Raw genomic sequence first — 12,590 nt, 5'->3', positions numbered from 1 at the left:
GCCGTGGTGGCGGCGGCCGAGCCGCAGACCCATGTCTGCCTCGTCCGTCCCGCGGCACGCTGCCGCCCGTGAGGTCCGCAGCCGCGTCGAGCAGCACGGCAGGAACGCCACGGGTGTGCCCGTCCCGCCGGAGACGCTGGCGGCCCTGGACGCGGGCGGGCGTCCGGCCGTCGTCGTCACGACCGGCGGTCACACCTGCCGCACGAGGGTCGGGACGACGGGCGGGCGGAAGCTGCTCCCGCTGCCCGCCGAGAAGCGAGCTGCCACCGGCGTCGTCGCGGGCGAGGAGGTGGACGTGGACGTCGAGGTGGACCGCCGCGCGCGACGTCGAGGTCCCGGAGGACCTGGCGGCCGCCCTGGCCGCCGACCCCAGGGCGGGCACCTTCTTCGCCGGGCTGACGGCGTCCCAGCGCACGGGGTGGGTCCGCTGGGTCGTCGAGGCCAAGCAGGCGGCCACGCGGGGGCGACGCGTCCGCCGCGGCCACCGAGGCGCTGCACGCAGGGAGGAAAACCCGCTGAGGCGTCCGCGTGCGGTGCGTGGGGCGTCCGCGGTGCACTGCGTCGCCGGGTGCGAGGTGGGCCCCGCCGAGGACCCCTGGGCGGCGACGCCCCGGGAGACGGTTCGACCACTGCCCTCGTGCCCGCTGGCCGACGAGCACCGCTGGCCCGTGCGGCACGTCGCGCCGTGCCGTCGTCCTGGCCGCGTCGGGTCGGCCTCAGGCGGCGCCCTCGTCGGCGACGAGCCAGGGGCCGCCGTCGTCGCGGACGAGCAGGAAGGACCACGTGGTGGGGCCGTCGGGCATCGACTCGTCGCCCCCGTCGAGCACGAAGGTGCACGTGACGTCGGTCGCCGCGTCGTGGCCGGCCGCGACGGTGCGCCCGGTGGCGCCGTCCTCGTCCGTCGAGCGGTCCTCGGCCGGCGCGATCACGAGGTCGGTGATCGTGGGGGTCGAGCCGCCGGCCAGGCCGGCGCCGGCGTGCTCCGGGGTGGACAGCGACCGGGCGGTGCCGTCGTCACCGACCTGCACGGCAGCGAGGTAGGTGGCGACGACCGCCTCCGGGCCGTTGCCGGTGCCGAGGGTCGGGACGCTGCTGGCGCACCCCGGGAGGACCAGCAGGGGGAGGCCGACCACCAGTGGGCGCAGCAGCGACGGGTGCACGCGGGGATCCTGGCAGCCAGGCCCGCGGTCACGGCGGACGTCGGTGTCGCCGACGCCGCGAGCGCCACGTGTCGCGACGTCGTCGCCCGCTCGACCGACGCCAGGCACCGCGCCCGATGGGCGCAGGTCGGTCCTCCTCCCTCGTCCCGTCGTCGGCGGCGAGGAAGCAGACGGCGTCCACCAGGGTGTCGCGGTGCTCGGGGCGCGCGACGACGGGACCCAGCGCCGAGAGGTCGTCGTCGATCCTGTCGGCGGAGCGGCCGTCCTCGTACCGCGCGTCGCTCCGGGTCGTCCGCGGGGTCGTGGGTCACCAGGACCGTGACCGCGCCGCAGCCGAGGTCGCCGCGGACGGGGCAGACGTCGACGGGGAGCCGCCCGGAGGACGCCCAGCCGTGTGATCCGGCGCAGGAGCGGGGCTGGGCGTCCCCAGAGCCTGCGTGTCCTCGCCGCGAGAACGACGAGGCGGGCTGTCGGCGGCCGTGGCTAGCATCGCGGCCGTGTCCCAGAGCTCCAGCCCCGCCGCCGACGCCCGCCCCGACGACGCACCCGCAGGCGGCGACGCGACGCCGCCGGCCGCCGAGACCGGCGGTGGGCCAAGCCTGCTCGTCACGGTGCACGGCGTCGACGGGCCGGCCGAGCGGCGGCTGCCGGTGGGCTCGACCGCCGGGGACGCCCTCGCCGCGCACCGCGGCGCCCGCGGTGAGGAGGCGCTCGTCGTCGCGCGCGTCGACGGCGAGCTGCGCGACCTCGACAGCCCCCTGGCCGACGGCGCCGTCGTCGAGCCGGTCCTCGCCGGCTCCGCCGACGGGCTCTCCGTGCTGCGCCACTCCGCGGCGCACGTCCTCGCCCAGGCCGTCCAGGCCGCCCGGCCCGACGCGCGCCTGGGCATCGGCCCGCCCGTCACCGACGGCTTCTACTACGACTTCGACGTCGAGGTGCCCTTCACCCCGGAGGACCTGCAGGCGCTGCAGAAGGCCATGGCCCGCCTCGTCAAGGAGGGCCAGCGCTTCCGGCGTCGCGTCGTCACCGAGGAGGAGGCACGCGCCGAGCTCGCCGACGAGCCGTACAAGCTCGAGCTCATCGGCCTCAAGGGCCCCGGCGCCGACGGCGACGGCGAGGAGGTCGCGGAGGGCGCCTCCGCCGAGGTCGGCGGCGGCGAGCTGACGATCTACGAGAACCTGCGCCGTGACGGCTCGGTGGCCTGGCGCGACCTGTGCCGCGGCCCGCACGCCCCCAGCACCAAGGCCCTCGGCAACGCCTTCGCGCTCACCCGCTCCGCCGCGGCCTACTGGCGCGGGGACCAGGGCAACGCCCAGCTGCAGCGCGTCTACGGCACCGCCTGGGCCACCAAGGAGGGCCTCGCCGCCTACGTCGAGCGCCTGGCCGAGGCCGAGCGCCGCGACCACCGGCGCCTGGGCAGCGAGCTCGACCTCTTCTCCTTCCCCGACGAGATCGGCTCGGGCCTCGCCGTCTTCCACCCGCGCGGGGGAGTGGTGCGCCGGGAGATGGAGGACTACTCCCGCCGCCGGCACGAGGAGTCGGGCTACTCCTTCGTCTACACCCCGCACATCACGAAGAAGGACCTCTTCGAGACCTCCGGGCACCTCGGCTGGTACGCCGACGGCATGTTCCCGCCCATGCACCTGGACGAGCAGCGCGACGCCGACGGCACGCTGCGCCGCCAGGGGCAGGACTACTACCTCAAGCCCATGAACTGCCCGTTCCACAACCTCGTGTTCGGGAGCCGGGGGCGCTCCTACCGCGAGCTGCCGCTGCGGCTCTTCGAGTTCGGGTCGGTCTACCGGTACGAGAAGTCCGGCGTCGTGCACGGGCTCACCCGCGTGCGCGGCATGACGCAGGACGACGCGCACATCTACTGCACCCGCGAGCAGATGGCCGGGGAGCTGGGCGACCTGCTCGCCTTCGTCCTGGGCCTGCTGCGCGACTACGGGCTCAACGACTTCTACCTCGAGCTGTCCACGCGCAACCCCGACAAGTCCATCGGCAGCGAGGAGGACTGGGCGCAGGCCACCGACGCGCTCGCCCAGGCCGCCGCGACGTCAGGGCTGGAGCTCGTGCCCGACCCGGGCGGCGCGGCCTTCTACGGCCCGAAGATCTCGGTGCAGGCGCGCGACGCCATCGGCCGCACCTGGCAGATGTCGACCATCCAGGTCGACTTCCAGCTGCCGCAGCGCTTCGAGCTGGAGTACCAGGCCGCCGACGGCTCCCGGCAGCGGCCGGTGATGATCCACCGGGCGCTGTTCGGCTCCGTCGAGCGCTTCTTCGGCGTCCTGCTGGAGCACTACGCGGGTGCCTTCCCGCCGTGGCTGGCGCCCGTGCAGGTGGTCGGCATCCCCGTCGCCGGGGACTTCGCGCCGCACCTGCACGACGTCGCCGCGCTGCTGCGCGCCCGCGGGGTGCGGGTCGAGGTGGACGACTCCGACGACCGGATGCAGAAGAAGATCCGCACGCACACCAAGGCCAAGGTGCCGTTCCAGCTCATCGCGGGCGCCGAGGACGTCGAGAAGGGCGCCGTGAGCTTCCGCTACCGCGACGGCACCCAGGACAACGGCGTGCCCGTCGCCGAGGCGGTCGAGCGGGTCGTCGCGGCCATCGCCTCGAAGGCGCAGGTGTGACGGCGTCCGACCTCTCCGGTGAGCCCGACGGCCAGGCGCCGCAGGTGCAGCGCTCCGGAGACCTCCCCGGCGTGCCCGACGCCTTCCAGCGGCTCTGGGTGCCGCACCGGATGGCCTACGTCGGTGGTCAGGACAAGCCCGGTGACGACGGCGAGGGCCCGCAGTGCCCCTTCTGCCGCAGCGGCCGCTCGGACGACGACGCGGCCTCCCTCGTCGTCGCGCGCGGCGAGGAGTGCTTCGCCGTCCTCAACCTCTACCCGTACAACCCCGGCCACCTGCTGGTCTGCCCCTACCGGCACGTCGCGTCCTACGTCGACCTCACGCCGTCGGAGACGGTCGAGGTGGCGCGCATGACCCAGACGGCGCTGCGCGTGCTCGCCGAGGTCAGCGCCCCGCACGGGTTCAACCTCGGGATGAACCAGGGACAGGTCGCCGGCGCGGGGATCGCCGCGCACCTGCACCAGCACGTCGTGCCGCGCTGGGGCGGGGACGCCAACTTCCTGCCCGTCGTCGCCCGCACCAAGGCCGTGCCGCAGCTGCTGGACGACGCACGGGGACTGCTGGCCGCGGCCTGGCCGGGGCCGGACCGCACGCAGCCCTGAGCCGGCGGCGCCGCCTGGCCGGCCGGGCGCGCCGGTCTGGCTAGGGTTCGACCACGATGCTGAGCCGTTACGCCCGGGCCGTGATGGCCGCCGTCTTCGCCCCGACGGCGCGTGCGCTCGTGCGTCGCGGCGTGAGCCCGGACGTCGTCACCGTCCTCGGGACGCTCGGCGTCGTCGTCTCGGCGCTGGTGCTGCTGCCGGCCGGGCACCTCGTCGCCGGGCCGCTCGTCATCACCGTCTTCGTGCTCTCGGACACCCTCGACGGCGCCATGGCCCGAGAGCTCGGGCGCACGGGCCCGTGGGGGGCCTTCCTGGACTCCACGCTCGACCGGGTCGGTGACGCCGCCATCTTCCTGGGCGTGGCGCTGTGGTTCCTCGGGGCGGGGGAGGACGCGACCGCGGGGGTGCTGGCCCTCGTGTGCCTCGTCCTGGGCTCGGTCGTCTCCTACGCCAAGGCCCGCGCCGAGGGGCTCGGCCTGAGCGCCGACGTCGGCGTCGCGGCGCGCGCCGACCGGCTCGTCGCCGTCCTCGTCGCCACCTTCCTCGTCGGGCTCGGCGCCCCGACGCTCCTCATGACGGTGACGCTCGGCGTCCTCGCCGTGCTGAGCGCGGTGACGGTCGGCCAGCGGGTCGCCGTCGTCCACCGCCAGGCGACCTCGCGCCCGACCGTCCGATGAGCGCGCACCCGCTGCTGCTGACCTGGCGGGCGGTGGGCGCCCTGCCCGAGACGCTCGCCCACCGCGCTGCCGCCGGGCTGGCCGACGTCGTCTGGGTCGCCTCGGGGACCCCCGGCATCCGGCGGGCTCCAGCCCTCGGCGGCGTCCGAGCCCTGGCCGCCAACCTCGACGCGGCCCGGCCGGGCCTGGGCCGGCGTGCGTCGCGGCGGCTGCTCCGGGCGGCGCTGCGCTCCTACGCCCGGTACTGGGTCGAGCTGTTCCGCCTCGGCTCCTGGAGCGAGGAGCGCCGCCGCGCCGCCTACCGGCCCGTCGCCTTCGAGGAGCTGCGGGCCGAGCTGGCCACCGGCCGCGGCGCCGTCGTCGCCCTCTCGCACTCGGCCAGCTGGGACGTCGCGGGCGCCTACGCCGCGCTGGACCTCGCGCCGACGACGACGGTCGCCGAGCGCGTCGAGCCCGCCGCCGTCTACGACGCCTTCGTCGCCGCGCGTGCCGCCGTCGGCGTCGAGGCCCTGCCGCTGACCGGGGGCGCCCCGCCGCTGCCGCAGCTCGTGCGGCGGCTGCGCGCCGGGCACCTCGTGCCGCTCCTGGTCGACCGCGACCTCGGCGGGGCCGCCGTCGAGGTCGACCTGCTCGGCGGGCGCGCGCGCGTCGCCTCGGGGGCGGCGGCGCTGGCCGACCTGGCCGGGTGCGGGCTCTTCGTCCTGGAGTCCTGGTACGAGCGCGACGCCGCCGCCCCCGGGGGGTGGGTCGTCGCCGGCCGTGCGCACCGTGTCGAGCGTGCCACCTCCGGCCCGCGGGGCGAGCGGGTGACCGCGACGACGCAGGCCCTGGCCGACCTCCTCGGCGCCGCCATCTCCCGCCACCCGCAGGACTGGCACGTCCTGTCCCCGGTGCTGCTCCCCCCTCGCGCGAGGCAGGCCTCCGCAGGCGCAGGGCCTCGCCCGGTGGCCGCGTGAGGGTCGGCGTCGTCTGCCCCTACGCCGTCGACGTCCCCGGCGGCGTGCAGCTGCACGTGCGTGACCAGGCCCGGGCGCTCGGTGCCCTCGGCCACACCGTCGGCGTCCTCGCCCCGGGGGAGGACGGCACCGTCTGGGACGACCCGGGGCTCGCGTCCGTGGACCTGCAGCTGGTCGGCCGGCCCGTCGCCGTGCCCTACAACGGCTCGGTCGCGCGCCTGGCCCTCGGTCCTCTCGCGGCGGCGCGGGTGCGGCGCTGGCTGGAGGTGGGCCGTTTCGACCTGGTCCACGTGCACGAGCCCGCCGCGCCGAGCATCGGGCTGGTCGCCCTCCTGGCGGCCGAGGTCCCCGTCGTCGCCACCTTCCACAGCGCGCTGGAGCGCTCGAGGGCCCTGCTGGCCGCCCAGCCCATGCTGCGTCCCGGGCTGGAGCGGGTCGCCGCCCGCGTCGCCGTCAGCGAGGACGCCCGTCGCACGGTGGTCGAGCACCTCGGCGGGGACGCCGTCGTCGTCCCCAACGGGGTCCGGGTCGCGGACTTCGCGGGCGTCCCGCCCCGGCAGGAGTGGCTCGGGCGGCGCGCGGGCGGCTCGCCGACGCTGGCCTTCCTCGGCCGCCTCGACGAGCCGCGCAAGGGCCTCGCCGTCCTCGCCGCCGCGCTGCCCGCCCTGCGCCGGCGCCACCCCGGGCTGCGGGTGCTCGTCGCCGGCTCCGGGGACGGCGAGGCCCTGCGCGCGCTGGCCCCGGAGGACGCCGCGGCGGTCGTCCGGCTCGGGGCGCTCGACGACGCCGGCAAGCGGGCCCTCCTCGCCTCCGTGGACGTCTACGTCGCGCCGCAGACGGGCGGGGAGAGCTTCGGCGTCGTCCTCGTCGAGGCGATGGCGGCCGGAGCGCCGGTCGTCGCGAGCGACCTGCCCGCCTTCCGGCGCGTCCTCGACGAGGGCCGGCTCGGGGCCCTCGCGGGAGTCGGCGACGCCGGTGCCCTCGCCGCCGCCGTCTCGGCCGCGCTGGAGGACGAGAGGGGGACGGCCGCCCGCCGCGAGGCCGCGAGCGTGGCGGTGCGCCGCTACGACTGGTCGGTCGTGGCACGCGAGCTGCTGGCCGTCTACGAGACGGTGCTGCTGGGCGAGCGGGCGGGGGCCGGGCTGTCGGCGCTGCCGGCGCACCCAAGCAGCGCAGGCCAGGAGGTGGTGCTCGTCCCGTCGCACCGGCGCTGGCGCTCCCGGCTGGTCCGACGGGCCCGCGCGGTCGCCCCGGGGCTCCCTCGACGCGGCGGGGCGAGCCGGGGGGCCTGGCGGGGGGTGGGGGAGTGAGCCCCTCGGCGGTGACGGGTCCAGGGGCGGCGACCATCCCCGGGGTGGACGAGCGGTGGGCCGTCGTCGTCGACCTCCGGGTCCTCGTGCTCGTGGGCGCGCTCGTGCTGGCGCTGGCGCTGGCGACGCTCGTCCTCAGCACGGCCGCGCGGCGCCTGGACCGGCTCCACCGCCGCGCCGACGGGGCTCGCGCCGCCCTCGCCGAGCAGCTGGTGCGCCGGGCCGCCGCGACCGACCGGCTAGCCCGCAGCGGGCTGCTCGACCCGGCCGCCTCGGTGCTGCTGGCCGCCGCGGCCGCGGAGGCGCTCGGCGGCGGGGAGACGTCGTCGGGCCAGGCGTCGGGCCAGGCGCCGGGCCAGGCGCCGGGGGAGCAGGTCGCCAGCCCTCCGCCTCCGCCCGACCGCGCGCGGGCCGAGGGCGACCTCACGGCGGCGCTGCGCGCGGCGTTGACGCCCGACGTCCTCGACGACCTGCGCTCGCGCCCGGAGGCCGAGGGGCTGCTCGGCGACCTCGCGACGGCGTGCCACCGGCTCGTGCTCGCCCGGCACATCTCCAACGCCGCCCAGACCCAGGTGGCCCGTCGCCGCGGGACCCGGCTCGTGCGCTGGGCCCGGCTCGCGGGGCGCGCCCCGAGCCCGCGGACCTTCGACGTCGACGACGCGCCACCGCCTGGGCTCCTCGGCTGAGACGACCTGCGCCTGGGACGACCTGCGCCTGGGACCACCCGGGACGGGTCCGGGGGGGTGCTGCCTCGCCCCGTCGTGGCGGCCGGGCCAGGTGCGGCGGGCCTACCATGACGGTGCACGACGACACCCCGAACCACGACCCTGCGAGGTACCGGTGCCCACGCCCGAGACGACCCAGCCCGCCGCCGGCCAGCCCCCGCTCGGGCCCGGCGAGACCGCCCGCGACAGCGCGGCGCGCGGCACCGCCCGGGTCAAGCGGGGCATGGCCGAGATGCTCAAGGGCGGCGTCATCATGGACGTCGTCACCCCCGAGCAGGCCAAGATCGCCGAGGACGCCGGCGCCGTCGCCGTCATGGCCCTCGAGCGGGTCCCGGCCGACATCCGCGCCCAGGGCGGCGTCGCCCGCATGAGCGACCCCGACCTGGTGCAGGGCATCGTCGACGCCGTCTCGGTGCCGGTCATGGCGAAGGCCCGCATCGGCCACTTCGTCGAGGCACAGGTGCTGCAGAGCCTCGGCGTGGACTACGTCGACGAGTCCGAGGTGCTGACGCCCGCCGACTACACCCACCACATCGACAAGTGGCGGTTCACGGTCCCCTTCGTCTGCGGGGCGACGAACCTGGGGGAGGCGCTGCGGCGCATCACCGAGGGCGCGGCGATGATCCGCTCCAAGGGCGAGGCCGGCACGGGCGACGTCTCCAACGCCACGGGGCACATCCGCACGATCCGCGCCGAGATCGCCCGCCTGACCTCGATGAGCAGCGACGAGCTGTACGTCGCGGCCAAGGAGCTGCAGGCGCCCTACGAGCTCGTGGCCGAGGTCGCCGCGGCGGGCAAGCTGCCCGTCGTCCTCTTCACCGCCGGCGGCATCGCCACCCCGGCCGACGCGGCGATGATGATGCAGCTGGGCGCCGAGGGCGTCTTCGTCGGGTCCGGCATCTTCAAGTCCGGCAACCCCGGCGACCGCGCCGCCGCGATCGTGCGCGCGACGACCTTCTACGACGACCCCGACGTCGTCGCGAAGGTCTCCCGCGGCCTCGGCGAGGCCATGGTCGGGCTCAACGTCGACGCCATCCCCGAGCCGCACCGCCTCGCCACGCGCGGCTGGTGAGCCCGCGCGGCCCGCGACCGCCCTCGGAAGGGGCGTCGCCCGGTCTGCGGTGATCGTGGTCACTTCTTCTGTGGGGGACCTGTGCTCCGGGCTAGGGTCGCGGCGCCGCGGGCACGGGCCCGCTCCGACCCGAGAGGGCCATCCATGCACCGCACCACGTCTCGACGAGCGGCCTCCACCGGGCTCGTCGCCCTGGCCGCCACCACCGCGCTCGCGCTCGCCGCGCCGAGCGCGGCGGCGGCCACGGTCCCCGTCGCCCTCGAGCCCCCGGCAGACGCGACCTTCGCCCTGCTCTCCCCGTCACCCGCCGACGAGGACCTCCTCGAGCAGTACGCCGAGGACGGCGTGCTGCCCCTGCCCGAGGGCGCCGCGGCGGGGGAGGACGGCCAGGTGGTCCTCGAGCTGCCTGGCTCCGTGGCCCCGTTGGCCCCGGGCGTCACCGCGGCCTTCCTGACGGTCGAGGACTCCTTCGCGGTCGAGGTCGGCGAGACGCCGGAGAACCCGCCCCTGCTCGCGGAGGGCGCCGGCCTGACGACCACCACCGACGACGGGCAGGTCACCGTCACCGTCGACGCGGGCGCCGTGGAGACGCTCGACCAGGACCTCCTCGAGGACGGCGTCGGGGCGCTCGTGGTGGCCGGGCTCGGCCTGGTCGGTCTCCCCGACCAGGTGCTGACCACCTCCGTCCTGCTCGACACGGAGCCCGACGAGACCTTCACCGGCCCGCTCGTCCTCCAGGGCGTCGGCGTGGCCGGCGGCTTCCTGCCCGACCCCGTGGTCCTCGAGCCGGGTGACGACCTCGAGCTGCAGCTGCCCGCCGACGGCCTCGTGCGCTCGCTCGGCCTGGACCTGCGCGACGCCGAGATCACCCTCGTCGACCTCGAGGCGGTGCTGGACGAGCCAGCCGGGGTGGACGACCCTGCGGGGCTGGCAGGGCTCGGGGTCGCAGGTCTTGCCGCCGTGTCCGAGGACGAGACCGACGACGGCTCCGACGGTCTCGTCGACCTCGAGGTCACCGTCTCCGGCGACGGCGCGACCGCGTCCGTGGTCCTGCCCGAGGGCGCAGAGCCCGGCGACTACGGCCTCGACGTCACCTTCCTCGACCCTCCGCTCGAAGACCTCGAGGCCGGCGACCTGTCCGGGCTCGACCTCGTCGCCAGCGTCTCGGCGGACGTCGAGCTGACCGCGGCTCCCGAGCCCGTGCCGACCGTCACGGTGACGGCGGCGCCTCCGGCCCAGAACCCGGGCCTGCGCTCCAACACCGGGGTCGAGGGCGGCGGGGTCGACAGCCGCCTCGTCGCGGGCGGTGCGGCCCTGCTCGCCCTGGCGGGCGGCGCGGGCGTGCTGGCCCTGCGGACCAGGAGCCGCGGCGCCCGCGCCTGAGAGGTCGCCCAGGCCGGCGCCGGCGCCTCCTGCTGGAGGCGTCGGCGCCACGCTCGTGGGTCTGTGCGACGCCGATCACACCCGCCGAACCCTCGGCCGCGCACACCTCCCCGGCTAGGCTCCGGCTGCCGCGGGCACGGGCCCGCTCCGACCCGAGAGGGCCATCCATGCACCGCACCACGTCTCGAGGAACTGCCTCCACCGGGCTCGTCGCCCTGGCCGCCGTCACCGCGCTCGCGCTCGCCGTACCGAGCGCGGCAGCCGACACGACGGGGACCGTGGTGCTCGACCCCGCCGCGGACGAGCTGGACCTGAGCCTCGTGCCCGTCCCGGCCGACCCGGCGCTGCTCCAGAGCGGTTTCATCCCCGCGCCCGCCTCGGCCGCTGCGGTGTCCGTGACGCTCTCCGACGCCGTCGTCGCGCCTGCCACCCTGACGGCGTTCGCGGTGGGCAGCGACCAGGCGGACGCGCTCGCCTCCGGCGGGTCGGCGACCGGCCCGGAGGTCCCCGTGACGGTCGGCGACAGCGGGCTCGTCCTCGACGTCACGCCCGAGGTGGCGGCGCTCGACCCCGACGGCGAGGTCGTCGTGGTCGTCGACGGGCTGGAGTCCTCAGACCTGCCCGGCGCGCCGGTGACGACCGTCCTGCCCCTGGACGTGGTCGACGGCGCGGCCCCCGTGTCGCTGACCGGCCAGCTCGTCGCCGCCTCGCTGGGCGAGGAGCCGCTCACGGCCACGGCCGGGACCGCCTTCTCGGTCGAGGTGCCCGCCGAGGGCTCTTTCGCGACGCTCGGGCTCAGCACCCTGCTGGCGGAGGGGGTGCTCCTCGTCCCCGCCGACGACCAGCTCTCGGGCGGCGAGCTCGATCAGGAGGAGCTGCTCGAGCTGACGGAGGACTTCCTCGGCAACGCGACGGTGGAGGTGGCTCCTGGGGGAGGGAGCGCCACGGTCACCCCGTCGGCGGACCTGGAGGCCGGGGACTACCTGCTCGTCGTGTCGCTCCTGCCCGAGGACCTGGCCACGCTGCCCTCCGTCACCGGCGCGGCCCTCGTGCCCGTCGACCTGGTGGCGGCACCCGCGCCGCCGGCCCAGCCGGCCCCCCGGGACCCCGCCCCTCAGAACCCTGGCCTGCGCTCGAACACCGGCGTCGAGGGCGGCGGGGTCGACGGCGGCCTCGTCGCGACCGGCGCCGGGCTGCTCGTCCTCGCGACCGGCGCGGGTGCCGTGGCCCTGCGGTCCCGGCGTCGTGACGACGGGGCCTGAGACGCCGTCCGCGGCGGGCGCCGACGTCTCCCCCCGGGGACGCCGGCGCCCGCCGCGGCGCGTCTGGGCCCTGGCCCTGGTGCTCGCCCTGGCGGTGCCGGGCGCGGCCCTCGTCGTCACCGGGCTCGTCGGCGACGAGCCCGAGGTCGTCACGGCGAGCCCTGCCCCGGAGCCAGCACCGGAGCCCACACCGTCGACCTGGGACAACGAGCCGCGCGGGCTGCCGGCGCCCGTCCAGCACGAGCCGCAGCCCACGGCCGTCGCCGCTCTCGACGCACCCGCCGACGTCCGGCTGCGCATCCCCGCGGTCGACCTCGACCTCCCGGTGCACGCGCTGGAGCCCGAGCAGGGCGCCATCAACCCGCCGACCATGACGGATGCGTACTGGATCTCTCCCTACGGGGAGCCCGGGGCCGGCGCCAGCGCGCCCGACAACACCGTCTACATCGCGGCGCACTCCTGGAGCCGTGGCGACGCGGCCTTCGACCCGCTGCTCGACGACGACTTCGAGGGCAGCACGCTCGAGGAGGGCGACGTGGTCGCCGTCGAGAGCCCCTCGGGCACCGTCGAGTACGCCGTCACCGGCGTCGCTCGCTACGGCAAGGACGCCCTGCCCGCCGCCGACGCCGTCTGGCAGGTCAGCCCGGGCCGGCTCGTCCTCATCACCTGCTTCCAGCGCGAGGACGGGGCGCGCTCGACGGAGAACCTCGTCGTCACCGCCGAGCGCCTCGGCGCCACCTCCGGCTGACGACGCCCGCCCACGACGCGCGGCGGCGGGACGCTGCCTCGTTCACCCCCTGTTCATGA

At 76.8% G+C, this 12,590-nt stretch carries 11 protein-coding genes and 2 pseudogenes; 12 read left to right on the top strand and 1 reads right to left on the bottom strand.

All coding sequences use genetic code 11. The annotated features are described in order from the left end of the window. Nucleotides 1-31 precede the first annotated feature (31 nt). A pseudogene (locus WDV86_RS16305) lies at nt 32-289 on the top strand (DUF1905 domain-containing protein); the annotation flags it as partial. Then, a pseudogene (locus WDV86_RS16300) lies at nt 261-464 on the top strand (YdeI/OmpD-associated family protein); the annotation flags it as partial. The pseudogenes WDV86_RS16305 and WDV86_RS16300, both read left to right, overlap by 29 nt. 252 nt (nt 465-716) lie before the next feature. Here the strand turns inward: WDV86_RS16300 and WDV86_RS15555 are convergent. Beyond that, nucleotides 717-1,160 (bottom strand): hypothetical protein, encoded by a 444-nt coding sequence (locus WDV86_RS15555; RefSeq protein ID WP_339568552.1) that lies wholly within the window; start codon nt 1,158-1,160, stop codon nt 717-719. A gap of 650 nt (nt 1,161-1,810) precedes the next feature. Between WDV86_RS15555 and thrS the strand changes: the two genes are divergently transcribed. The 10 genes from thrS to WDV86_RS15505 all read left to right on the top strand — a co-directional run bounded on the left by thrS (nt 1,811) and on the right by WDV86_RS15505 (nt 12,531). Beyond that, the gene (thrS, locus tag WDV86_RS15550) at nt 1,811-3,796 is read left to right on the top strand and encodes a threonine--tRNA ligase (protein ID WP_445263122.1); all 1,986 of its coding nucleotides are present in this window, start codon (nt 1,811-1,813) and stop codon (nt 3,794-3,796) included. Next, a complete protein-coding gene (locus WDV86_RS15545; RefSeq protein WP_339568550.1) occupies nt 3,793-4,398 on the top strand; it encodes an HIT family protein in 606 nt (201 codons plus the stop codon). The genes thrS and WDV86_RS15545 overlap by 4 nt, the downstream gene beginning before the upstream one ends. Before the next feature lie 56 nt (nt 4,399-4,454). Next, on the top strand, nt 4,455-5,075 hold the full coding sequence (pgsA, locus tag WDV86_RS15540; RefSeq protein WP_339568549.1) for a phosphatidylinositol phosphate synthase: 621 nt from the start codon (nt 4,455-4,457) through the stop codon (nt 5,073-5,075). Then, nucleotides 5,072-6,031: a phosphatidylinositol mannoside acyltransferase gene (locus tag WDV86_RS15535; RefSeq protein ID WP_339568548.1), complete on the top strand. Its 960-nt coding sequence runs from the start codon at nt 5,072-5,074 to the stop codon at nt 6,029-6,031. Before pgsA ends, WDV86_RS15535 begins: the two co-directional genes overlap by 4 nt. Next, complete coding sequence (locus WDV86_RS15530; protein WP_339568547.1) at nt 6,028-7,341, top strand: glycosyltransferase family 4 protein; 1,314 nt, start codon at nt 6,028-6,030, stop codon at nt 7,339-7,341. Before WDV86_RS15535 ends, WDV86_RS15530 begins: the two co-directional genes overlap by 4 nt. Nucleotides 7,342-7,352: 11 nt before the next feature. Further along, complete coding sequence (locus WDV86_RS15525) at nt 7,353-8,027, top strand: hypothetical protein (RefSeq protein ID WP_339568546.1); 675 nt, start codon at nt 7,353-7,355, stop codon at nt 8,025-8,027. Between the two features lie 154 nt (nt 8,028-8,181). Further along, the gene (gene pdxS / locus WDV86_RS15520) at nt 8,182-9,138 is read left to right on the top strand and encodes a pyridoxal 5'-phosphate synthase lyase subunit PdxS (protein WP_339568545.1); all 957 of its coding nucleotides are present in this window, start codon (nt 8,182-8,184) and stop codon (nt 9,136-9,138) included. A gap of 144 nt (nt 9,139-9,282) precedes the next feature. After that, entirely contained in the window at nt 9,283-10,521 is a 1,239-nt protein-coding gene (locus WDV86_RS15515; protein ID WP_339568544.1) for a hypothetical protein, read from the top strand. 167 nt (nt 10,522-10,688) lie between these two features. Next, complete coding sequence (locus tag WDV86_RS15510; RefSeq protein ID WP_339568543.1) at nt 10,689-11,783, top strand: hypothetical protein; 1,095 nt, start codon at nt 10,689-10,691, stop codon at nt 11,781-11,783. After that, nucleotides 11,767-12,531, top strand: coding sequence for a class F sortase (locus tag WDV86_RS15505; RefSeq protein WP_339568542.1), 765 nt, complete (start codon nt 11,767-11,769; stop codon nt 12,529-12,531). The genes WDV86_RS15510 and WDV86_RS15505 overlap by 17 nt, the downstream gene beginning before the upstream one ends. Nucleotides 12,532-12,590 lie beyond the last annotated feature (59 nt).

Source organism: Pseudokineococcus sp. 1T1Z-3 (assembly GCF_037482365.1).
Lineage (GTDB): Bacteria > Actinomycetota > Actinomycetes > Actinomycetales > Quadrisphaeraceae > Pseudokineococcus.
This window is presented reverse-complemented; position numbering and strand designations above follow the sequence as displayed.

Bases quoted from the DNA above. Each gene is read 5' to 3' on its own strand.
- pgsA (WP_339568549.1), top strand. From the start codon at position 4,455: ATGCTGAGCCGTTACGCCCGGGCCGTGATGGCCGCCGTCTTCGCCCCG.
- WDV86_RS15535 (WP_339568548.1), top strand. From the start codon at position 5,072: ATGAGCGCGCACCCGCTGCTGCTGACCTGGCGGGCGGTGGGCGCCCTG.
- WDV86_RS15515 (WP_339568544.1), top strand. From the start codon at position 9,283: ATGCACCGCACCACGTCTCGACGAGCGGCCTCCACCGGGCTCGTCGCC.
- WDV86_RS15510 (WP_339568543.1), top strand. From the start codon at position 10,689: ATGCACCGCACCACGTCTCGAGGAACTGCCTCCACCGGGCTCGTCGCC.